The sequence below is a fragment of the Sphingomonas sp. T1 genome (genome assembly GCF_902506585.1).
GTDB lineage: Bacteria > Pseudomonadota > Alphaproteobacteria > Sphingomonadales > Sphingomonadaceae > Sphingomonas > Sphingomonas aerolata.
In genome coordinates, this window is record NZ_LR733875.1 from 2,774,065 (window position 1) to 2,795,405 (window position 21,341).

27 protein-coding genes are annotated in these 21,341 nt (G+C 65.7%); 16 read left to right on the forward strand and 11 right to left on the reverse strand.

Translation table 11 applies throughout. From position 1 onward, the window contains the following. Nucleotides 1–78 precede the first annotated feature (78 nt). From GV027_RS12545 to hemE, 4 genes are all read right to left on the reverse strand, one after another. On the reverse strand, nt 79–798 hold the full coding sequence (locus tag GV027_RS12545) for a TerC family protein (RefSeq protein WP_037528574.1): 720 nt from the start codon (nt 796–798) through the stop codon (nt 79–81). A gap of 230 nt (nt 799–1,028) precedes the next feature. Then, a complete protein-coding gene (gene rho / locus GV027_RS12550) occupies nt 1,029–2,285 on the reverse strand; it encodes a transcription termination factor Rho (RefSeq protein ID WP_031395107.1) in 1,257 nt (418 codons plus the stop codon). A gap of 273 nt (nt 2,286–2,558) precedes the next feature. After that, nucleotides 2,559–3,020 carry a CopD family protein gene (locus tag GV027_RS12555; RefSeq protein ID WP_031440904.1) on the reverse strand — a complete coding sequence of 154 codons (462 nt, stop codon included), beginning with the start codon at nt 3,018–3,020 and terminating at the stop codon, nt 2,559–2,561. Next, nucleotides 3,017–4,045 (reverse strand): uroporphyrinogen decarboxylase, encoded by a 1,029-nt coding sequence (gene hemE / locus GV027_RS12560; RefSeq protein ID WP_159512075.1) that lies wholly within the window; start codon nt 4,043–4,045, stop codon nt 3,017–3,019. The genes GV027_RS12555 and hemE overlap by 4 nt, the downstream gene beginning before the upstream one ends. Before the next feature lie 349 nt (nt 4,046–4,394). On the opposite strand from hemE, the gene GV027_RS12565 reads away from it, so the two are divergent. The 11 genes from GV027_RS12565 (at nt 4,395) to GV027_RS12615 (ending at nt 11,475) form a co-directional block, all read left to right on the forward strand. After that, entirely contained in the window at nt 4,395–5,210 is an 816-nt protein-coding gene (locus tag GV027_RS12565) for a pyruvate, water dikinase regulatory protein (RefSeq protein ID WP_159512076.1), read from the forward strand. Then, complete coding sequence (locus GV027_RS12570; RefSeq protein WP_159512077.1) at nt 5,207–5,800, forward strand: Maf family protein; 594 nt, start codon at nt 5,207–5,209, stop codon at nt 5,798–5,800. The genes GV027_RS12565 and GV027_RS12570 overlap by 4 nt, the downstream gene beginning before the upstream one ends. Before the next feature lie 125 nt (nt 5,801–5,925). Further along, a complete protein-coding gene (locus tag GV027_RS12575; protein ID WP_159512078.1) occupies nt 5,926–6,741 on the forward strand; it encodes a shikimate dehydrogenase family protein in 816 nt (271 codons plus the stop codon). Further along, on the forward strand, nt 6,738–7,325 hold the full coding sequence (gene coaE, locus GV027_RS12580) for a dephospho-CoA kinase (RefSeq protein ID WP_159512079.1): 588 nt from the start codon (nt 6,738–6,740) through the stop codon (nt 7,323–7,325). The genes GV027_RS12575 and coaE overlap by 4 nt, the downstream gene beginning before the upstream one ends. A gap of 7 nt (nt 7,326–7,332) precedes the next feature. Continuing rightward, nucleotides 7,333–8,025, forward strand: a complete 693-nt coding sequence (gene dnaQ, locus GV027_RS12585) for a DNA polymerase III subunit epsilon (protein ID WP_159512080.1) — start codon at nt 7,333–7,335, stop codon at nt 8,023–8,025. A gap of 49 nt (nt 8,026–8,074) precedes the next feature. Next, nucleotides 8,075–8,671, forward strand: coding sequence for a ribosome hibernation-promoting factor, HPF/YfiA family (hpf, locus tag GV027_RS12590; RefSeq protein WP_159512081.1), 597 nt, complete (start codon nt 8,075–8,077; stop codon nt 8,669–8,671). Between the two features lie 101 nt (nt 8,672–8,772). Continuing rightward, nucleotides 8,773–9,240 carry a PTS sugar transporter subunit IIA gene (locus GV027_RS12595; protein ID WP_107931477.1) on the forward strand — a complete coding sequence of 156 codons (468 nt, stop codon included), beginning with the start codon at nt 8,773–8,775 and terminating at the stop codon, nt 9,238–9,240. Further along, nucleotides 9,230–9,709 carry a PaaI family thioesterase gene (locus GV027_RS12600; protein WP_031395097.1) on the forward strand — a complete coding sequence of 160 codons (480 nt, stop codon included), beginning with the start codon at nt 9,230–9,232 and terminating at the stop codon, nt 9,707–9,709. Before GV027_RS12595 ends, GV027_RS12600 begins: the two co-directional genes overlap by 11 nt. A gap of 10 nt (nt 9,710–9,719) precedes the next feature. Next, complete coding sequence (locus GV027_RS12605) at nt 9,720–10,046, forward strand: DUF1491 family protein (protein ID WP_159512082.1); 327 nt, start codon at nt 9,720–9,722, stop codon at nt 10,044–10,046. Between the two features lie 189 nt (nt 10,047–10,235). Next, the gene (locus tag GV027_RS12610) at nt 10,236–10,859 is read left to right on the forward strand and encodes a cell wall hydrolase (RefSeq protein ID WP_236559201.1); all 624 of its coding nucleotides are present in this window, start codon (nt 10,236–10,238) and stop codon (nt 10,857–10,859) included. A 118-nt stretch (nt 10,860–10,977) separates the two neighbouring features. Beyond that, nucleotides 10,978–11,475 (forward strand): MmcB family DNA repair protein, encoded by a 498-nt coding sequence (locus GV027_RS12615; RefSeq protein ID WP_031395094.1) that lies wholly within the window; start codon nt 10,978–10,980, stop codon nt 11,473–11,475. Between the two features lie 60 nt (nt 11,476–11,535). On the opposite strand, the gene GV027_RS12620 is transcribed toward GV027_RS12615, so the two are convergent. Further along, entirely contained in the window at nt 11,536–12,192 is a 657-nt protein-coding gene (locus GV027_RS12620; RefSeq protein ID WP_236559202.1) for an ankyrin repeat domain-containing protein, read from the reverse strand. Nucleotides 12,193–12,266: 74 nt separating this feature from the next. On the opposite strand from GV027_RS12620, the gene GV027_RS12625 reads away from it, so the two are divergent. Genes GV027_RS12625 through GV027_RS12635 form a run of 3 tightly spaced genes read left to right on the forward strand, consistent with a single transcriptional unit; the run spans nt 12,267 to nt 13,976 of the window. After that, nucleotides 12,267–12,866, forward strand: coding sequence for an SCO family protein (locus tag GV027_RS12625; RefSeq protein ID WP_159512084.1), 600 nt, complete (start codon nt 12,267–12,269; stop codon nt 12,864–12,866). Beyond that, nucleotides 12,863–13,297, forward strand: a complete 435-nt coding sequence (locus tag GV027_RS12630; RefSeq protein WP_031395091.1) for a YcgN family cysteine cluster protein — start codon at nt 12,863–12,865, stop codon at nt 13,295–13,297. The genes GV027_RS12625 and GV027_RS12630 overlap by 4 nt, the downstream gene beginning before the upstream one ends. 4 nt (nt 13,298–13,301) lie before the next feature. Continuing rightward, nucleotides 13,302–13,976 (forward strand): M48 family metallopeptidase, encoded by a 675-nt coding sequence (locus GV027_RS12635; protein WP_159512085.1) that lies wholly within the window; start codon nt 13,302–13,304, stop codon nt 13,974–13,976. Here GV027_RS12635 and GV027_RS12640 read toward each other — a convergent pair. From GV027_RS12640 to GV027_RS12660, 5 genes are all read right to left on the reverse strand, one after another. Then, nucleotides 13,952–16,111: a transglycosylase domain-containing protein gene (locus GV027_RS12640; RefSeq protein WP_159512086.1), complete on the reverse strand. Its 2,160-nt coding sequence runs from the start codon at nt 16,109–16,111 to the stop codon at nt 13,952–13,954. The two genes, GV027_RS12635 and GV027_RS12640, sit on opposite strands and share 25 nt — an antisense overlap. A gap of 119 nt (nt 16,112–16,230) precedes the next feature. Then, a complete protein-coding gene (locus GV027_RS12645) occupies nt 16,231–17,316 on the reverse strand; it encodes an NAD(P)/FAD-dependent oxidoreductase (protein WP_236559203.1) in 1,086 nt (361 codons plus the stop codon). Continuing rightward, nucleotides 17,313–18,011, reverse strand: coding sequence for a methyltransferase domain-containing protein (locus GV027_RS12650; RefSeq protein WP_159512088.1), 699 nt, complete (start codon nt 18,009–18,011; stop codon nt 17,313–17,315). The genes GV027_RS12645 and GV027_RS12650 overlap by 4 nt, the downstream gene beginning before the upstream one ends. Further along, nucleotides 18,005–19,135 carry a type III polyketide synthase gene (locus GV027_RS12655; protein WP_443029534.1) on the reverse strand — a complete coding sequence of 377 codons (1,131 nt, stop codon included), beginning with the start codon at nt 19,133–19,135 and terminating at the stop codon, nt 18,005–18,007. The genes GV027_RS12650 and GV027_RS12655 overlap by 7 nt, the downstream gene beginning before the upstream one ends. 100 nt (nt 19,136–19,235) lie before the next feature. Then, nucleotides 19,236–19,397, reverse strand: coding sequence for a hypothetical protein (locus GV027_RS12660; RefSeq protein WP_156360361.1), 162 nt, complete (start codon nt 19,395–19,397; stop codon nt 19,236–19,238). Between the two features lie 325 nt (nt 19,398–19,722). Between GV027_RS12660 and GV027_RS12665 the strand changes: the two genes are divergently transcribed. Then, nucleotides 19,723–20,190 carry a hypothetical protein gene (locus GV027_RS12665; RefSeq protein ID WP_031395526.1) on the forward strand — a complete coding sequence of 156 codons (468 nt, stop codon included), beginning with the start codon at nt 19,723–19,725 and terminating at the stop codon, nt 20,188–20,190. A 212-nt stretch (nt 20,191–20,402) separates the two neighbouring features. After that, nucleotides 20,403–21,110 (forward strand): PilZ domain-containing protein, encoded by a 708-nt coding sequence (locus GV027_RS12670; protein ID WP_159512090.1) that lies wholly within the window; start codon nt 20,403–20,405, stop codon nt 21,108–21,110. Here the strand turns inward: GV027_RS12670 and GV027_RS21260 are convergent. Continuing rightward, on the reverse strand, nt 21,107–21,262 hold the full coding sequence (locus GV027_RS21260; protein WP_166746558.1) for a hypothetical protein: 156 nt from the start codon (nt 21,260–21,262) through the stop codon (nt 21,107–21,109). The genes GV027_RS12670 and GV027_RS21260 overlap by 4 nt on opposite strands. Nucleotides 21,263–21,341 lie beyond the last annotated feature (79 nt).

Here is a 21,341-nt window from a genome sequence, read left to right on the forward strand (position 1 = left end):
CAAACGAACAAACGCCACAAAAAAGGCCTCGCCGGACGATCCCGGCGAGGCCTTTTCCTTATCCGGACACTGCCCCGATCAGCCGAGCAGCGACACAATTCCGAGCGTTTCGCCGGTACCGGTCCAGCCCTCGTAGATCATCTTCACCGCGACCACGAGGATCACCGCCAGGCCGATATAGGCGATCCAGCGATAGCGGTTGATGATCCGCGCGATGAAGTTCGCTGCCAGGCCCATCATCGCGACCGACAGCAACAGGCCGATCACGAGGATCCCCGGATGCTCGCGCGCTGCGCCCGCGACCGCGAGCACATTGTCGAGGCTCATCGACACGTCGGCGACCGCGACCGCCCAGGCGGCGCTGGCAAAGCCCTTGGACGACTTGATGCCCGAACGCTCGTCGCCCTCGATTTCCTCGGAGCCGGCGTTCTCCGCACCCTCGCGGATTTCACGCCAGAACTTCCAGCTGACCCACAGCAGCAGCAGGCCGCCCGCAAAGATCAGCCCGACGATCCCCATCAGCCACGTTACGATCAGCGCGAAGAAGATGCGCAGGACGAGCGCCGCACCGATGCCGATCAGGATGACCTTCTTGCGCTGGTCGGCGGGAAGCCCCGCGGCGAGCGCGCCGACGACGATCGCATTGTCGCCGGCAAGGACGAGGTCGATCATCAGGACCGATCCGAACGCGGCCAGCGCCTTCGGGTCGCCGAGATTGGAGAAGTCGGCGACGATGTGCTGCCAGATTTCCAGCGGTGAACCGGGTCCGGTTACTCCCGATGCCGCGGTGGCCAGCATGGCGATGATACTCAAGATGTCAGCTCCCGGTGACGGGCCACCACCGACGTGCGGAGATGGCGGATTTCAATGGGTTTCATAGCAAAGCGGCACACGAAAGCCATTGCTCTCGCGTGCCGCTGCGGAACTGTTGGCCGGCGCCGCGGCAAAGCCGCGTCGTCGGTCGGGGCGGTGCCCCGCCGGCCGGATCGATGCGAGTCCCGCTGCAGCGTGCAGCGGGCCGCATTCGATCACTGATTCATGCTGTCGAAGAAATTCTCGTTGGTCTTCGAATCCTTCATCTTGTCGAGCAGGAACTCCATCGCGTCGATCGTGCCCATCTGCATGAGGATACGACGCAGCACCCACATCTTGGAGAGCTTGGCCTTGTCGACCAGCAGCTCTTCCTTGCGGGTACCCGACTTGCCGACGTCGAGCGCCGGGAAGATGCGCTTGTCCGCGACCTTGCGATCGAGCACGATTTCCGAGTTGCCGGTGCCCTTGAACTCCTCGAAGATCACCTCGTCCATGCGGCTGCCCGTGTCGATCAGCGCGGTCGCTATGATCGAGAGCGAGCCGCCCTCCTCGATGTTGCGCGCGGCACCGAAGAAGCGCTTCGGACGCTGCAGCGCGTTCGCATCGACACCGCCGGTCAGGACCTTGCCCGACGACGGCACGACGGTGTTATACGCACGACCCAGACGCGTGATCGAGTCGAGCAGGATCACCACGTCCTTCTTGTGCTCGACCAGGCGCTTGGCCTTTTCGATCACCATCTCGGCGACCTGCACGTGGCGCTGCGCGGGTTCGTCGAACGTCGAGCTTACGACCTCGCCCTTCACGCTGCGCTGCATGTCGGTGACTTCCTCGGGGCGCTCGTCGATCAGCAGGACGATCAGGAACACCTCGGGGTGATTGTCGGTGATCGCCTTGGCCATATTCTGCAACATGACCGTCTTGCCGACGCGCGGCGGGGCGACGATCAGCGTGCGCTGGCCCTTGCCCTGCGGCGACACGATGTCGATCACCCGCGCCGACTTGTCCTTGACGGTCGGGTCGGCGGGATCGAGCGTCAGCTTGCTCTCGGGATAGAGAGGCGTGAGATTGTCGAAATTGACGCGGTGGCGCACGACGTCGGGATCGTCGAAATTGACCGCCGTCAGCTTCACCAGCGAGAAATAGCGTTCGCCATCCTTCGGCCCGCGAATCTCGCCCTCGACCGTGTCACCGGTGCGCAGGCCGAACTTCCGCACCTGGTTCGGCGAGATGTAGATGTCGTCGGGCCCTGCGAGATAGTTGGACTCGGGCGAGCGCAGGAAGCCGAAACCATCGGGCAGCACTTCGATCGTGCCGAGCCCCATGATCTGGTCGCCATTGTCCGCCTGCACCTTCAGGATCGCGAACAACAGGTCCTGCTTGCGCAGCGTCGAGGCGCTCTCGACCCCCAGTTCCTCGGCCAGCTGGACCAGCTCGGCGGGTTTCTTCTTCTTCAGGTCTTTGAGATGCATGGGGATTTCCGGATAGCGATCAACGGGAACAGGTTCGGTCTGCGGGTGCGCTGGAAAGCGGAACTGGGCGAGCCGAACAGGCAGGACCACACGACCGGGCAGGACGCCAGGAGGCCGTGCTGGGAATCGAGGTAGAATTGGGGGGACGGTTAGTCAAGCAGAGACGGGGCGACCGCCCTCGCCGTCATCCTGGGCTCGACCCAGGATCCAGAGCCACAAACGGTGTCCTCCGCCGCTCTGGATCCTGGATCAAGTCCAGGATGACGTGGGGAGTCAGAACGGCTTGACGATCACCAGCACGACGATGAGCGTCACCGCCAGCGCAGGAATCTCATTGAGCATCCGCAACTGCTTGCCCGTCAGCGTCGGCTTCCCCGCCGCGAGCTTCTTCGCATAGCCGACCGTCCAGCCATGATAGCCCGTCAGCAGGAACACCAGCAGCAGCTTGAGATGCAGCCACCCCAGCCCCGGCGCGCCGTCCGCCAGCCCGAGGTTGAGCGCGAGCGCGAGGCCCAGCACCCAGACGACGATCATCGCCGGCGTCAGGATGATCTTGCGGATCTTGCCCTCGCGCTCGATCCAGCTCGCCGCCTCGGCTGCATTGCCCGCGGCCAGCGCTTCCTGATGATAGACGAGATAGCGCGGCAGCATGAACAGCCCCGCCATCCAGAAGATCACGAAGATCAGGTGCGCGGCCTTCACCCAGTCATAGGCCGCCCCGAGAAAACCGCTCATGTCGTGCTCCTGACGCGGGCGATCAGTTGCTCGACATGCGTGATTGGCGTGTCGGGCAGGATACCATGCCCCAGATTGAAGACGTGCGGACGATCACCGAACGCCCCGAGGATCCGGTCGATCGCGGCATCGAGATCCGCACCGCCCGCGATCAGCGCGAGCGGATCGAGATTGCCCTGCACCGGCAGGTCGGCGGGCAGTGACGCGTGTGCCCAGACCGGATCGACCGTCTCGTCGAGCCCGATTGCATCGGCACCCGTCTCGCGCGCATAGGCGGGAAGCTTGCCCCCTGCCCCCTTCGGAAAGCCGATCACCGGCACGCCGGGGCAGCGCGCATGGAGGTCGTCGATGATCCGCGCGGTCGGCGCGATCACCCAGCGTTCGAACTGTGCGGGCGACAACGATCCCGACCAGCTGTCGAACAACTGGACCGCATCGACCCCCGCCTCGATCTGGCGGACAAGATACTCGACGGTGTTGCACGCGATCGCATCGATGATCGCTCCGAAGGCCGCCGGATCGCGATAGGCGAAACGTCGCGTCTCGCCCTGATCCTTGCTGCCCTTGCCCGCCACCATATAGGTCGCAACCGTCCAGGGAGACCCCGCAAAGCCCAGGAACGTCGTCTCGGGCGGCAAGGCCTCGGCGACCCGTGCGACGGTCTCGTAGACCGGCTCCAGCCGCTCCGGCACCGACTGCAGGCGATCAAGCGCATGATCGACCAGCGCGGGTTCGAGCCGCGGCCCCTCGCCCACCCCGAAGCTCAGATCCTGCCCCAGTGCCCAGGGAATCATCAGGATGTCCGAGAACAGGATCGAGCCGTCGAAGCCGAACCGGCGGATCGGTTGCAGCGTCACCTCGCCTGCGGCCTCGGGATCGGTCGCGAGCGCGAGGAACCCGCCCTTTTCCGCTCTAAGCGCGCGATATTCGGGAAGATAGCGCCCGGCCTGGCGCATCAACCACAGCGGCGGAGTCGCCTGACGGTCGCCGCGCAATGTCGCCAGAAGCGGCTTGAAAGTCGGCATATTGGGGGTCGGATCGGTCAGCGGAGCACCCTTCTTCTACTATAAGAAGATTCAAGAAAGAGGTTGTTGCAGTGGTTGGGCGGTTGATCACGGGACTTATGCGGTGATCCCGGAAATGCCAACAGCTTGACCTCTGCACACCCGTACAAACGCGCTGATTCGATTCAACCGTTCCCGCAACCCACAGCCTGTGGATAACTTTTCGGCCTGTGCGCGGCCCTGTGGATAAAAGGTGACTTATCCACAGCAACCGGCCTGCTTGGCGGGAGGCGTGAGTTACGCTAGCCCTTATCCGCATGTTATCCACAGATTCATCCCGATGGCCCCTCGCAGCAGGGCTATGCGACCTATGATACGGCTCCATCTTCACCTGCTGTCGGACTCGACGGGCGAGACGCTGGAGAACATCGCCAAGGCGGCGCTCGCGCAATATGACGATGTCGAGACCGTCCGCCATTTCTGGCCGATGGTCCGTACCGAGGCGCATCTCGAGCGCATCCTTCAGGAGGTCGCGCAGAATCCCGGGCTCGTGATCTTCACCCTGGTGAACCCCGCGACGCGGCGGATCCTCGAACAACGCTGCCTTGCGCTTGGTCTCCCCGCGGTCGCGCCGCTCGATCCGGTCAACGATGCGCTGTCGGGACTGCTGGGTCAGCAGGCCAAGGCGCGGCCGGGTCGCCAGCACGTCCTCGACGCCGCCTATTTCGCGCGCGTCGACGCGATCCAGTGGACGATCGCGCATGACGACGGGATCGCGTGGGAAGAATGGGAGGAGGCCGACATCGTCCTCGCCGGCGTCTCGCGCTCGTCGAAAACGCCGACCTCGATCTATCTCGCCAATCGCGGCTACAAGACCGCCAACATTCCGGTCGTCGTCGAAAGCCCGCCGCCGAAGATCCTCTACACCTTGCGGAAGCCGCTGATCGTCGGGCTGACGACGAGCGCTGACCGGCTGATCCAGGTGCGCCGCAACCGTCTGCTGTCACTGCATCAGGCACCGGACACCTCCTATGTCGAGGAAGAGGCCGTGATGCGCGAACTCGCCTTTGCGCGGCGGATGTTCGCGGACAATGGCTGGCCGGTGATCGACGTGACACGGCGGTCGATCGAGGAAACCGCGGCGGCGATCATCGCGCTGTGCAACCAGCGCCGGCCCGAGGCATGAGCCTGGTGATCCTCGCCTCGCAGAGTGCGTCGCGTCGCGCGATGCTCACCGCGGCGGGCGTCGCGTTCGATGCGACCTTTGCAGGGGTCGACGAGGATGCGGCCAAGGCGGCCCTGGTCGCGCTGTCACCGCGCGATCTGGCCGACGCGCTTGCCGAGCTCAAGGCGACGAAGGTCTCGACGCGGATGCCGGGGCATCTCGTCCTCGGCAGTGACTCGCTTGTCGCGCTGGAGGACGGCACGATCCTCGACAAACCGGTCGATCGCGATGACGCGGCCGCGCATCTGCGACGGATGTCGGGCACCCATCATGACTTGTGGAGCGCGGCGGTCATCGCGGAGAATGGCCGACCGGTGTGGCGCCATGTCGAGCGTGCGCGGATGCATGTCCGGCCGCTGTCCGACGCCTTCATCGAAACCTATCTCGAAGCCGAGTGGCCGGCGATCGCGGGGTGCGTCGGCTGTTACCGGATCGAGGGTCCGGGCGCGCAGCTCTTCACGAAGATCGACGGCAGCCAGTTCACCGTTCTCGGCATGCCGCTGCTGAACGTGCTCGATTTTCTCCGCACACGCGGTGCACTCCCCGCCTAGCACGTGGGCCGCTGACGGGCATCGGCGTTCGTCTGGCAATCCCGGCGGTATCGATTACACGCGATCGATGCGCGGTGGCGGCGTCGAACGCCGGCCAGCCAGCCCGGGATCTTATGGAGCTCTGAATGACCCCTCGCCCCTATGCTGAAGTGATCGGCGATCCGATCGCCCAATCGAAATCGCCGCTGATCCACGGCTTCTGGCTCGACGCGCTCGGGGTCGACGCCGAGTACCGGCACAAGCACGTTACCGCGGAAGAGCTTCCCGCCTATTTTGCCGAGCGGAAGAGCGATCCCGCATGGCGGGGGTGCAATATCACCATGCCGCACAAGCTGGCGGCGCTCGACCACGTGTCCGACCCCGGCGACGTCCGGGGTTCGATCGGCGCGATCAATACCGTGTTCCGCAATTCCGCCGGGGATTGCATCGGTACGAATACCGATGCCGCGGGGTTCTGGGCGCCGATCGATGATCTCGATATCGCCGGCCAGCCCGTCACCGTGATCGGTGCAGGCGGCGCAGCGCGCGCGATTCTGTTCGCGCTGTCGCGTATGGGCGTCGGTCCGGTGACGATCTTCAACCGCAATTCTTTGAAGGCGGCGGCGTTGCTGTCGACATTCGGGCTCAAGGGACAGGCGCTGCCGATCGGCCCGGCGGTCCCGCCGTCGCGGCTGCTGGTCAATGCGAGCATCCTCGGCATGGCCGGTCAGCCGCCCCTCGACCTCGATCTCGGCGCGCTCGATCCCGACTCGCTCGTCTATGACATCGTCTATTCGCCGCTCGAGACCGGACTGCTCAAGGCCGCCCGGGCGCGTGATCTCGAAACCGTCGACGGGCTCGAAATGCTGATCGGTCAGGCGGCGGTCGCGTTCGAGATTTTGTTCCACGTGGAACCTCCGCGGGATCGCGACGAGGCCTTGCGCGTGCTGCTCACCGCATGATTATCGGCCTCACCGGCTCGATCGGCATGGGCAAATCCGCCGTTGCCGCGATGTTCGCGGAAGAAGGCGTCCCCGTGTTCGACGCTGATGCGACGGTCCACCGACTGCAGAGTGTCGGTGGCCGACTCGTCGAACCGATCGGCGCCGCGTTTCCCGGCACCGTCCAGGACGGCGCGGTCGACCGTACACGCCTGGGGGCGGCGGTGTTCGGCGACGACGATGCGATCCGCCGTCTCGAGGCGATCGTGCATCCCGCGGTCGGTGAGGAGCGTCAGGCGTTTCTCGATTCTCATGCCGGCGCACTGGTCGTGTTCGACGTGCCGCTGTTGTTCGAAACCGGCGGTGACGCGCGCGTTGACTGCATCGTCGTCGTGACCGCCGCCGCCGATGTCCAGCGGGCCCGCGTGCTTGCCCGCCCCGGCATGACAGCCGAGCGTTTCGCCGCAATCCTCGCCCGCCAGACACCCGATTCCGAAAAACGCGCGCGTGCCGATCATGTCATTCGGACCGACACGAGTTTCGACGAAACCCGCGCGCAGGTTCGTGCGGTGATCGCTTGCGTGACGGGACGTGAGCGCCGATAACAGCCGGATGCGTGAGATCGTCTTCGATACCGAAACCACCGGCCTCAGCTTTTTCGGTGGCGATCGCATGGTCGAGATCGGCTGTGTCGAGATGGTCAACCGGGTCGAGACCGGGCGCACCTTCCACGCTTATTACCATCCCGAACGGGACATGCCGGTCGAGGCGTTCAACGTCCACGGGCTGAGCCAGGCGTTCCTCGCCGACAAGCCGCGGTTCGGCGACGGCGTGGCGGACCTGCTCGATTTCGTCGGCGATGCGCCGATGATCGCGCATAATGCGAGCTTCGATTTCTCGTTTCTCAACGGCGAGCTCGTCAAATGCGGACGGCCGATTATTCACCTGAACCGGATGATCGATACGCTGCAGATCGCCCGCAGCCGTCATCCGGGCGCGAAGCATTCGCTTGATGCGCTGTGTTCGCGGTTCGGGATCGATCGGAGTCACCGCGTTCTCCACGGCGCGCTGCTCGACGCGCAGCTTCTGGCGCAGGTCTATGTCGAGCTGTTGGGTGGTCGCCAGATCGGTCTCGGCCTGCTCAGCGAGCGGACCGTCACCGCTGCGACTCCGGTCGTCGCACCGGCGCCTCGTGTCGTTCGGCAACCGCGTGTTTTCACGGTCAGCAAGGGAGACCTTGCGGCCCATGCCGCGTTTATGAAGGGGATCAAGGATCCGATTTGGGGGGCCGTGGCGTCCGGATGACGCCGGGCGGACGGAGCCAATAGGACCGTCCGATGAGAAGGAGACGATAATGGATATCCGGATTTCTGGTCATCAGGTCGCCACTGGCGATGCGCTCAACAGCCATGTGGAAGACCGACTCCAGGGTATCGCCGACAAGTATTTCTCGCGCGCCATTTCTGCCGAGGTCACGTTCGGCAAGGGGCCGCATGATGCCGGCTTCAAATGCGATATCGTCGCGCATGTCATGAAGGGGCTGGTGCTCAAGGGCCATGCCGATGCCTATGACGCCCGTGCCGCGTTCGACGGCGCCGCGGCCAAGATCGAAACCCAGCTTCGCCGCTATATGCGTCGCCTCAAGGATCGCCATGCCGGTGAAGCCGTGGCGATCGCGGAAAGCAACGGCTATGACAATGCAAGCTATACGCTGTTTCAGGAGCAGGTCACCGAGGACGATGCCCCCGATGCGCCCCTGATCATTGCCGAGACGCGCGTCGACATTCCCGAGGCCAGCGTATCCGACGCGGTGATGATGCTCGATCTTCGCAATACCGCCGCACTATTGTTTATGAATGCGGGTACTGGCGCGCATAACATGGTCTATCGCCGCGGTGACGGCACGATCGGCTGGGTCGAACCGCAACGCTCCGCATCCGCCGCACCCTAATAGAGCGCGCGAGCCGCAACAGCTGTTGTGACGCTGCGCTTTACGCCCCCGTGCAAACCGTTAAGGCGGGGCGTGCGGGGGCGCTTTGAGACATGAACAGCATGAATGACTTCAGTGATATGCTGCGTCCGGACGCGGTCCTGACCGGCATGGTCGCGGCAAACAAAAAGGCCGTGCTTCACCATGTCGCCACGCTTGCGGCCGACATTGTCGAAGGCGACGCAAAAACTATCGCGGACCGTCTGATTGCCCGCGAAAAGCTGGGCTCGACGGGATTTGGCGGTGGTGTCGCGATCCCGCATGCCAAGCTCGACGGACTGACACAGGTCACGGCGGTGTTCGCGCGACTGGCGCAGCCGATCGATTTTCAGGCCGTCGACGATCTGCCTGTCGATCTCGTCTTCATGCTGTTGTCGCCGACCGATGCGGGCGCGGTTCACCTGAAGGCGCTTGCCCGGATATCGCGGCGGCTGCGCGACAAGCTGTTCCTTGACAAGCTCCGCGGTGCGGGTTCGACCGATGCGCTTTATGCGCTGTTCACCGCCGATGCGGTCCGCGATGCCGCCTGAACTGGCCTCCGCCGGCGCCGAGGCGCATTTTCGCGCGCTGGAATCGCTCTACGCCTGTGCGCCGATCAACCGCTTCTTCGAATCGACGCTCGAGATACCAGAGGCCGGTGTTGCGCGGATCCGGTTCACGATCGACGAACGTCATTATCATGCCGGCGGTGCCGCGCACGGGACGAGCTATTTCAAGATGCTCGACGATGCCGCCTTCTATGCCGCCAACAGTCTCGTCACCGATCGCTTTCTCCTGACGACCGCGTTCAACCTGTTGCTGACCCGCCCGTTAAAGGCGGGGCCGGTCATCGCCGAAGGCCGCTGGATCAGCGGGAAGCGCCGCGTGTTCGTCGCCGATGCCCGGCTGATCGACGCCGAGGGGGAGGAGGCGGCGCGGGGCACGGGTACGTTCATGCGCTCACGGATCGCCCTGGCCGGGCTTCCCGGATACCGCGTCTCGCCGCGCCCGCTGCCGTGATCGTCCTGCGATGAGCGGCCGTCTTCCCAGCGGCGTCGTCGTCAGTGCGCTGCTCCGACGGGTCAACGACGCCGGCGGTTTTGGCGCGGTGCTCGCCAAAGGGGACGCGCAGGGCGGCGCGATCCTCGTGATCGCCATCGACCGTGGTGCCCTGCCCCGCCTGCTCGAGCGCGGAATCGGCGCCGACGGGCGAACGGCGCTGATCGACTCGACTCCGGCCGAAGATCTCGACGGCTATTGGCGTCGACGGCGGTCGAGCGATCCAGATCTCTGGGTGATCGAGGTGGATGTCGCAGCGGCGGAACGGTTCGCCGCTGAAACGATCCTGGCCGATTGACTCCAAAGTCCCCCCGATAGAGGGGATATTCAACATTGATTGGCGTTGTGCTGGGACGGGTGCGATCCGGATCAGTTACGCAGTCGGGGGGATGCCTGGACGATCGGCTCGTACGATTGGTTCCGTGGTCCAACCGCATCTGAATAAGTTTGAATGACGATTTTGCAGCGGGCCGCAACGATTGTGGTCATGACCTTCTCTCTCGCCGGCCTGTTCGGCAACAGCGCGCCCAGCCAGGCGACCGGCGTCGATCGCTCGACCGCCAGCCTCACCGCACTCGCAAATCTAAACGCCCTCTCCTCTCAGAATGTTCCGCAGACCGTTCCCGCCGTGACGCCCGTCACCGCCGTCGAGCCCGCTGCACAGACCGCCGTCCCGACGTCGGCCGAAATCGAAGACGAAGAATTCGAAACGCTCGCCCAGGCCGTTGCCGCGCAGGATAGCGCCGCCGCCGACGAAGCGCTCCAGTGCCTTGCCGGCGCCATCTATTTTGAATCCAAGGGCGAGCCGCTCACCGGTCAGCTCGCCGTCGCCGAAGTCATCATCAACCGCGCCAAGTCGGGCCGCTTCCCCGCCGACGTCTGCGACGTCGTCAAGCAGCGCGGCCAGTTCAGCTTTGTCCGCGGCGGTCAGATCCCCGCGATCAACAAGGGCACGTCGTACCGCACCGCCATCGCCGTCGCGAAGGTCGCACTGGCCGATGCATGGAACAGCCCGGCCGAGAAGGCGCTGTATTTCAACACCGCCGATCGCCGCCCTGCGGGCCGCGTGATCAAGGTCGCTTCGATCGGCAACCACGTCTTTTATCGCTGATCGACAGCCGATCCGGAGAGGGTCCGGGATCATGATCAGGATCCCACCTGCATCGCTAACGCTATAAACAATCCGTGAACGCGCTTGCGTCGTTCGCGGATTGTTCTATTTCTGGCGCATGCTCGACAGCCCCCCGGACTCCTGCATCGACGAACCCGGATCGCCCTTATGTGCCGCCGACGTGGCACGCGGCGTGATCCGGATGTTATTGCGCCACGACTTGACCGCGATGGCGGAAGTTCCCCTCGACGGGGGGCGTCGCGCCGATCTGATGGCGATCGATGCCCGCGGGCAGATCGTCGTCGTCGAGATCAAGGTGTCGCGCGCGGATCTGGTCGGGGATGGCAAATGGCCTGAGTATCTCGGGCATTGCGATCGCTATTTCTGGGCGGTGCCGGCCGGGTTCGACATGCGGCCGCTGCAGGGGGCGGCGTTTCTGCCCGAACGTACCGGGATCATCGTCGCTGACCGCTATGACGCCGCGATCGTCCGTGAGGCGCATACGACCCCCCTGCCCGCGCATGTCCGCAAGCGCTGCACTTTAGCCTTTGCCAGACGCGCCGCACGACGCCTGATCGCACAGGTCGATCCCGACGCCGCCGGTCTTGCCTTCTGATCCGGCTGGCGGCTGATCCTCACGATACGCGGCAGGATCAGCCGCCCGGCGACGTGATCGTCAGAATTTCGGCCCCGCGACCGCCTTGCGGGTCTTCTTCGGCGCATCGGCCAGCAGCTTGGTCACCACGACGTTGCGACCATCCTGCTTGGCATAATCGCGCGCCGACATGCCGGCGATGATATCGGCCTGATCGGGGTCGGCGTTTTCGTTGAGCAGCACGCGGATCATGGCAACGTCGCGGCGCTGAACGGCGCGGATCAACGGCGTTTCCCCTGCCGAATTGGCAAGATTCGGATTGGCGCCGGCTGCGGTCAGGATCGGGATCATGTCTGTCTGGCCGAGCGTCACCGCGAGGAGCAGCGGCGTGTTGCCCTTGCCGTCGCGCAGATTGGCGTCGGCGCCTTTCTGCAGCAGGAACCGCAGATAGGTCTCGTCGGCACGTTTGATGACGATGTGCAGCGCACCCTCGCCGGTCGAGACGTCGCGCGCATTGACGATGCTGCTGCCCGGACGCCCGAGCATTTCGAGGACCTCGTTGTTCTTCGACTCGCGAACCGCGTTCAGGAATTTATAGCCTTCCGACTGGTTCTGGGCATGCGCGGCACGCGGGGCGACCACAGTGGCGGCGGGAAGCGCGATCACGGCTCCCATCAACAGGGCGCCCATGGTCTTGGCGCCCGTCGTCAGGGCGGGGCACTGGCGGATATACGACATCGATAGATCCTCGGGACGCGGGTGATGTGCGACGCTTGCGCCGCACGGGCTAACAGATCAAGGCTGGCTGTATCATGACCAATCGACGCCCCGCCCTTCTCGCCGCCCTCGCGCTCGCGGCGTGCAGCCCCTCTGCGCCCGATACGCCCGCGGCGCCCGCGACGCCGCCGCTTGCCGGCGCGCGGATCGGCGGGCCGTTCACGCTCGTCGATCAGGACGGGCAACAGGTCAGCGACCGCCGGTTCGCGGGCAAATACCGGATCATGTATTTCGGCTACACCTTCTGTCCCGATGTCTGTCCGACCGACATGCAGACGATCGGCGGCGCGATGAAACTGCTCGAGGCCAGCGACCCGGCGCTCGCGGCGCGGATCGTGCCGATCTTCGTGACCGTCGATCCGACGCGTGACACACCTGCGGTCGTCAAGCAGTTCGTCACCGCCTTTCATCCGCGCATCGTCGGGCTCACCGGCAGTCCCGCGGCGATCGAGACCGTAAAGAAGGAATTCGCGATCTTCTCGGCCAAGGGGGATGCCGCGCCCGGTGGCGGTTACCTCGTAAATCACTCGCGTCAGGCCTATCTGATGGATCCGGACGGCAAGCCTCTCGCGCTGCTGCCACAGGATAAGGGACCACAGGCCTTGGCCGACGACATCAAGCGCTGGGCCCGATGAGCGCCAGATTCTGGGAAGACACGCCGATCGAGAAGCTCGACCGCGGCCAGTGGGAAGCCCTGTGCGACGGTTGCGGCAAATGCTGCATCCACAAACTCGAGGACGAGGATACGGGCGAGCTCGTCGCGACCAACGTATCGTGCCGGCTGCTCGACCGGCGCAGCGGGCAGTGTTCGGACTATCGCCACCGCCACGCCTATGTCGCCGAATGCGTGCGCCTCACGACGTCGAACGTCCGCGACATCGACTGGCTGCCCTCGACCTGCGCCTACCGCCTGCGCGCGGCGGGCGAGCAGCTTCCCGAGTGGCATTATCTCGTCTGCGGCGACCGCGAGGCGGTGCACCGCGCCAAACAGTCGGTCCGCGGCTGGACGATCAGCGAGGACGAGGCCGGCGAGCTCGAATATCACGTGATCGACCGCGAACTCTGACCCGGTGATCGACGGCCTCGAGATCATCCGGCATGCGCGCGCGCGCAGGGCTCGGTTGTCGATCGATCCCGCCAGCGGCCGTGCCAAGCTCGTCCTGCCCAAGCGGGCGGCGCTGAAGCAGGCACTGGCCTGGGCGGAGGAGAAGGCGGACTGGATCGCCGAGCAGCGCGCGCGTCTGCCGCAGCCGCAGCCCTTCGTTCCCGGTGCGGTCGTGATGGTCGCCGATGAGCCGGTGACGATCGCGTGGACCCCGGGCAGCCGCCGCACGGTGGTCCGCGACGGCGCGATCCTGTCGCTGTCCGGCCCCGTCGAGACGATTCCGCGCCGTGTCGAGGCATGGCTCAAGCGTACCGCGCTGGGCCTGCTGGACCAGGAAACCGCCGAATATGCCGCCAAGGCTGGGGTCAGCGTCACGCAGGTCGCGATCGGCGATGCCAGGGGCCGCTGGGGGAGCTGCGCGTCGAGCGGGGTGATCCGCTACAGCTGGCGGCTGATCCTCGCCCCCGGCTTCGTGCGGCGGGCAACGGTGGCGCACGAGGTCGCCCACCGCGTCCACATGAACCACGCGCCCGCCTTCCACGCGCTCGTCGCCGATCTCTATGGTGAGGACCCCACCCCTGCGCGCGTCTGGCTACGCACGCATGGCGCGGCGCTTCACTGGGTCGGTCGATCGTCCTGAAAGCGGTCGCGCGAACTCTCGCGTGACCAGTCCCGCTGGGGCGCGCGCGGCTGCGGCGCGGCGGGATCGCGCCGTGGTGCGTCCCGGCCCGTCACCCTGTCGATCCAGTCCTGGTTCAACTGCTGCTGCGGCACCGGCGGTGTCTGGTCGGACGGGTCCGCATCGGGGCGCGGTATCGGCTCACCCGCCGGGGCATCGCTCGGCATATCCGGAACACCGCCAGGCTCGATCGGATTGCCATTCTCGTCGACCATCATCTGGCCGTTGTCGGGCTGGCCGAAATAGCTCTCCTCATCGGGTTCGAGCTGCCATTCGGGCAGGGTCACCTGCGTCTCGAACTGCTCGATCGGGCGATTGGCCGTGGCGGGCTTCATGAATGCCGCCCAAGCGCGCGCCGGCGCCGTACCGCCGTGCAGTCCCGAGATCGGCTTGGCATCGTCGCGACCCATCCACACGCCGGTGGTGATGCCGCTGGAGAAGCCGAGGAACCAGCCATCCTTCGACGAACTGGTCGTTCCCGTCTTGCCCGCCACCGGGCGGCCGATCTGCGCGGCGCGGCCGGTACCGGTGTTGACCGCGGTCTGCAACAGGTCGGTCATCTCGGCGGCGACATAGGGGGCGACGAGGACGTGGCTGCGATCGACCTCATGCGTGTAGATCGTCTGGCCGTTCGCGGTCACGCGGGTGATGCCATAGGGGGTCACCGCGACGCCCTTGCTCGCGACGCTGGCAAAGGCACGCGTCATGTCGATCACGCGGACCTCCGACGTGCCCAGCACCATCGAGGGATGCGTGTTGACCGTCGTCGTGATCCCGAACCGCCGCGCCATGTCCGCGACCGTCGTGAAACCGACCTCCTGCCCCAGCTTGGCCGCGACGGTGTTCAGCGAATAGGCAAAGGCCGTGCGCAGGCTGACGGCGCCGGAATTGCGCCGCGAATCGTTGCGCGGGCTCCATCCATCGATCGTCACGGGTTCGTCGACGATCGAATCCTCGGGCTTGTGCCCGGCCTCGAGCGCGGCGAGATACACGAACAGCTTAAACGCCGAACCCGGCTGGCGGACCGCCTGCGTCGCGCGGTTGTAGATCGACGAGACATAGTCCTTGCCGCCGACCATCGCCTTGACCGCGCCATCGCGGTCGAGCGACACCAGCGCGCCTTGCGCACCCGGGGGGGCATTCGCCCGGATCGCGGCATCGGCATCGCGCTGCATCGACAGGTCGAGCGTCGTCCACACCTCGAGCGGCGCCTCGGTCTCGTCAATCAGCGTGTCGAGCTGCGGCAAGGCCCAGTCGGTGAAGTAGCGGACGCTGTTCTGCTTCGGCTCGGGTGCCAGTTTGAGCCCCTGCACATCGGCATCGGCGGCCTCGCCCGCGCTGATGACGCCGGTTTCCGCCATCGTCTTCAGCACGACGCCCGCACGGCCCATCGCCGCCTCGGCATCGGCAGTCGGCGAATAGTTGGACGGTGCCTTGACGAGCCCGGCGATTACCGCCGCTTCGGCCAACGACAGGCGGTCCGCCCCGTGGCCGAAGAACTTGCGCGACGCGGCGTCGATTCCGTAGGCGCCGCCGCCATAATAGACCTTGTTAAGGTAGAGTTCGAGGATCTGGTCCTTGCTGAACTTGCGCTCGAGCGCGAACGCCAGGATCCACTCGCGGAACTTGCGCCCGAACTTCTTCTGGTTGTTCAGGAAGACGTTGCGCGCCAATTGCTGCGTGATCGTCGACCCGCCCTGCGTCCAGCGCCCGCGATCGAACCGGACCTTGACCGACCGTGCGATCCCGACCGGATCGACGCCGAGATGTGAGCGAAAGCGCCGATCCTCGACCGCGACGGTCGCGTCGCGCATCACCGCGGGGATCTGGCCATAGGAAAGCCATTCGCCGAAACTCGGCCCCATCGACACGATCACGCTGCCATCGGCGGCATGTACCCGGATCATCTGGCCGTTGGGCGAGGATTTGAGGCTTTCGAAGCTCGGCAGCTGCGCGCGGGCGATATAGATCGCGATCACCAGCGCGCCGAGCGCGAGGATGGCAATACCGGCGAGAACCTTCAGGAGGAGGACAAACCGGCGGCGCCATGAGGAGCGAGGCCGAGAGGGGCGGGAAGCGGGACGCGCGCGAGCCATGAAGGGTCGACGAAATACGCCTTAACCGCGGCGCCGACAAGCGGTTCGCGTGTACGCCCGCGGCACGCGCACTCCGCCCGGCGTTTCGTCGACAGCATTCATCGCCGCGCGACGGCGCGTCACGCGCCGATCCGCGTCGCCTGCGCGAGCATTCGGATCAGTGCAGGATGCGCGAAGGAGATAAGCCGGGCTGCACCGCGGCTTTCGGCCACCCGGCGCACCGCGCCCGCTACCCCGATCGGCCGCGCGAGCGTGCGCGCCAGCTGCTGCTGCCATGCCGCTGCGCCCCCTGCCCCGTCGGTGCGATAGGCGCGCGCGGCGGCGAGTCCGCTGGCCAGCGCGATGCCCATGCCCTCGCCGGCCAGCGACGGGATCACCCCCGCCTGGTCGCCCAGCCGGTACTGCCCCGCCTGCCCCGTCGTCTGGCGCCAGCCATAGGGGACGTTGGCAATCGCATCGATCGTCGCATCCGGCGCGATCGCGGCGACCCATTCGCCGAGCGCCGGTATCGCGCGGCCGAGCTCTGCGAGCAGATCCGCCGGCGTTCCCGCCTCCTGTAACCGCGAGCGGTGTACTGCCATGCACAGGTTCGCGCTGCCATCCTCCTGCATCGCAAGCCCGGCATAGCCCCGGTCGAAGAGATACAGGTCGATCTGCCCCGCCAGCGCCCGTGCCATCGCTGGCGGGGGCATGATGCGGACGCGTATCCCCAGCGTCGGATCGGCGCCGCGGGCGCTTGCCGGCCGTGCGGTCCCGCGGACATCCGACTTGCCATTGGCGAGGAACAGCGCGGGCGCGGCGAGTACCGCGCCATCGGCGGTCCGCACCTGGCCGTCTTCGATCGCCCGGACGGTCACCCCGCGTTCGATCGCTGCGCCCTGCGCCACCGCGGCGGCGAGCAGAACGGTGTCGAGTCGCCGTCGCGACACCGATAGTGCAGGCCTTGGCAGCGCGGCATGCGCGACGCGGCTACCGGCGAAGATCCGGACGGTCGTCGTTCGCGCCGGGTTGAGCTGATCCGGATCGATTCCCAGCCGCGACAGCGTGTCGAGCGTCCGCCAGCTGAGGAACCCGCCGCACAAGGCGTCGCCCGTCTCGCGGCTACGCTCGATCAACAGATGCGGCAGGCCCGCGCGTGCAAGTTCGATCGCGACCGCCGCCCCTGCCGGCCCGCCGCCGACGATCAGCGCGCGCGTCGCGGTCACCGCAGCCGTTCGACGCACAGTCGGAACGGGAACGCCCGGAACACGCGCGCACCGCGGATCCCCGCCTCGTCGAGGATCGCCGGCCATTCGTCGGGCCGGTACGACCGCGCGATCGACAGCGTCCCGTCGTGACGCACGATCGGATGCCAGCGCGCGAGCCGTGCCAGAATCGGAAATCCGCGATGCGCAAAGCCGTGGCGATGCAGGTCGTTGATCAGCCAGCACCGCGCATGCGTGTCCATGAACCGAAGGAAGGCGATCAGTTGCGCATGGCTCATATGGTGCGCGACCAGGCTGCTGACGATCGCGTCCCAGCGGGGTTCGGCGCCCCTCTGACCGGCGAGATCGGTGTAATCCCCCGTGACATAGCGGATCGTCGATCCCGCGTCCGTATGCCTGCGCGCGGCCTGTTCGCTGCGGGGATTGAGGTCGACCCCGACCAGTTCGGTGTTCACGCCTCGCCTGCGGGCCCAGCGCTCGATCGTCCTCAGCATGTCGCCATCGCCGAACCCGACATCGAGCAGCCTCAGCCGCGTCCGGCCCGCGATGACCCGCTTTAGAAAGGCAAGCGTCGGACGCGCCGCCATCGTCACGACATTCACCTTCGCAAGATCGGCGACCACCGCGGCATAGGTTTCCGGCGAAAGGTCGTCGGCGTCCATCAGTTCCTCGGCTTGCGCCCGCGTCGTCAACATCGCGGTGCGCTTCGGAAGCCGATACCCTCGGCTGCGAGACCCGGGCCGAACGCCAGCGCGACGCCGCGCGCGATGTCCGGCCCGGCGAGCAACCGCTGCAGCACGAACATCAGCGTCGCCGACGACATGTTGCCGTTCGCCGACAGCACCGCACGCGACGCGTCGAGCGCATCCGCCGGGAGCGCCAGGGCATGCTCGACCGCATCGAGGATCGATCGCCCGCCGGCATGGACCGCCCATCCGTCGACCGTATCGGCGGGGCGTCCGCCGCTCGCTGCGGCACGGAAGGCGGGATCGGCGAGCGCCTGCGCGATCCGCCCCGGTACTTCTCCCGACAGGTGCATCGCAAAGCCCTGGTCAGTGATGTCCCAGCGGATCAGCGCCTCGCTGTCGGGCAATGCGGTGGCGAACGGTGCTTCGAGTTCAAATCCGCTCGGATCGCTGGTCACCAGCGCCGCGGCGGCACCGTCGCCGAACTGGAGCATCGCCAGCAGCGGCTCGATCTCGGACACCGCCTGCAGGTGCAGCGTGGACAATTCGACGGTGACGACCAGCACCCGTGCACCGGGCTCTGACCGGACGATATGCCGCGCGCTGCGGAGCGCGACGACCGCGGCATAGCATCCCATGAACCCGATCAGCAGCCGCTCGACCGTCGCGGGCAGCGCGAGCCTGCGGGCGATGATCTGGTCGATGCCGGGCGCGACGAACCCGGTGCAGCTCGCCACCACCAGATGCGTTATCGTGCCGAGCGCGATTGTTTCCTGAAGCGCGGCGATGGCCTCGAGGGCAAGACCGGGTGCGGCGTCGGCATAGATGGCCATCCGCTCCGCGGTGCCGGGATGCGGATCGATCGCGTAAAAGCCGCCCGGGTCGACCGGAGACCCGGCATGCAGCCGCTGCGTGTCGCCGCTGTCGACGCCGTCCGCGACCGCGATGGCCTTTGTCGGGGGCAGGACCGACCAGCGGTGCGCGATACCCGATCGCCCCGCCATACGATCGAAAAGCTTGGCCGAACGGGCATCGACCCGGTCGCGCGCCCAGCGGATAAACGCCTCGTGAATGTCATGGCCGGGGACCGCAGTCCCGATCGCGTTCAGATAGGCAGGCAGGGAAGCGGGCACGACATCCTTTCGCACGGTTGATACGGCCAACGCGTGACGTCCGGACATCGGCCCGACATGCGGCTATAACAAGCCCTTGGCATGCGGAACCGCGCTGGCTTTAGTCCTGATCGATCGGGTCGAGATGGTCGTGCCCGACCAGGTACTTCTCCTCGACCATCGCCATGCTGACACCGACATAGGCCGCAATCGCATGATCGCCCGCCTGTTCGAGCGCGCGACAGGCTTCCTGCAGAAGCTCATAGGTGCGTGCAGCATTCATCGCGTATCTCCGAGGAGGGCGTCCGAGCCGGAGGATCATCCCAGACGCGGGCAAAATCGATCAAACCTTATATTGGTTTCACATTGGTACAAAATTCTACCTGTTGCAGCCCAAAAACCCACACGGGGCAAGCCACCAATCACAACCAAACTGAACAGATTTCAAACCGTTTTGCATATCTTAAGAGAGTTCCGAGACTATCGCGTGTACCGAAAAGAATAGAGCGGTAAAACAGATAGCTGAATGATGTTGACCATTATGCCGGCCTGCCGCCATATTTGGATCATTATGGGCTTAAGACCCTGTGGGCGACCGGGAGCATGTGGTGAAAGACGAATCCGTTGCCGACTTGATCAAGGATCTGGGATCGAGGCTGGCCGCCGTCAGCGAGGAGTTCACGGCGCGGGCATCGCGGGTCGTCGACCAGCGGGCCGAGGATGCGACGAGCCCGATCAGCGAGGAAATGCTCGTCGCCCGGGCCAAGGAGATTCTGGCGCATCGTAAACTGCGCCGTCGCTTCCTGCCGGGCGAATTGTTTCACGAGCCGGCCTGGGACATGCTCGTCGCATTGTTCGTTTCGCACCGCGATCACCGGCCGACCAACGTCAAGGCGCTGGTCGCGATGGCGGATGCACCGGTCACCACGTCGCAACGCTGGATCGAGCATCTTCACAAGCTGAAGCTGATCGACCGCGTTAACGACCCGACCGATCGGCGTCGCATCGAAATCTCGCTGAGCGCAGCTGGCTATGACGCGGTCGCCGGCTACCTCACCGCGATCGCCCGACGCTGACCGGCATTCAGCATGGTATTACAGTAATTTCGGTTTTGTAGTAATTAGTTAAGCCGCGCCTAGCACGGTTCGCCGACACCGTTCGGGGATATCAAATGTGCGGCAAGGCAGATCAGGCTCAAGCACCAGATGGCGCGATCGCGCACCGAAAGGGCGGTGCGTGCTGATCGCGCGTCGCGCCTCCCGATCGCATGGCGGCGGGGAGACGGCGCGTGCTCTCGGGGCCTGACGAAGGAGACGAAACCGGCGGTGACGGCGGGAGCGGAGCAGATCTGCGCCGGCCCGCGGACCGCGACCGGCGTGCCGGTCGACGCCATGCGACCGTCCTGCTGATCGGCCGGGTCATGCATGCCGACCGCGGCTCGATCTGTCTCGTCCATGACATTTCGACCGTCGGTCTGAAGGCGCGCTTCACCACGCTGCCGGCGCTTGGTGAGACGCTCGAGATCAAGGTGCGGGGCATGCCGTTGCTTCGCGCCACCGTCCGCTGGGTCGACGGGTTTCGCGCAGGAGTCGATTTTGACGAGCCGCATGTGATCGACCCCGTCTTCGCGACGCGCGACGCCGCCGGGATGACCGCCCGATCGCCGCGATTCGTCGTCTCGGCACCAGTCAGGCTGAATGTCGAGGGGTATTGGTATGCTGCACGGCTGGTCGACGTCTCGACCGGTGGCGCGAAACTCGAGGTCGCGACGTCGCTCTGCGAGCATTTTTCACAGGGGCAGGCGGCCCAGCTCGTCGTCGATCCCGGCGGACTCGCGATTTTTGCGGCAATCTGCTGGCGGCGTGGCAACCGATTCGGGCTTCGCTTCGTTGCGCCGCTATCGCTCGTGACTTTGTCCCGGGTGCTGGAGTCAAACCCCGATTGTCAGGTCCCCATCCCCCCTCCCAGGGGCCTGGCAACGACGACCGGCGACTAAACCTCGTCGGTCGTCAACTTCACCTTGTTGGGAAGCTTCTTGCCCTTGGTGCGGCGCGACGGGAGCTGCACGGGGTGCTTCTTCTTCCACTGCGCGAACGTCATCGGGCCATCGGGCGTTTCGATGATCTGGTCGTCGATCGAATCGGCCATCGCCGTGCTCCGCTTTGACAGGATCCCGCAGGACGGACCGTCATGTCCCCCATGGGGGTGGTTCTGATCCGGGTCGGTA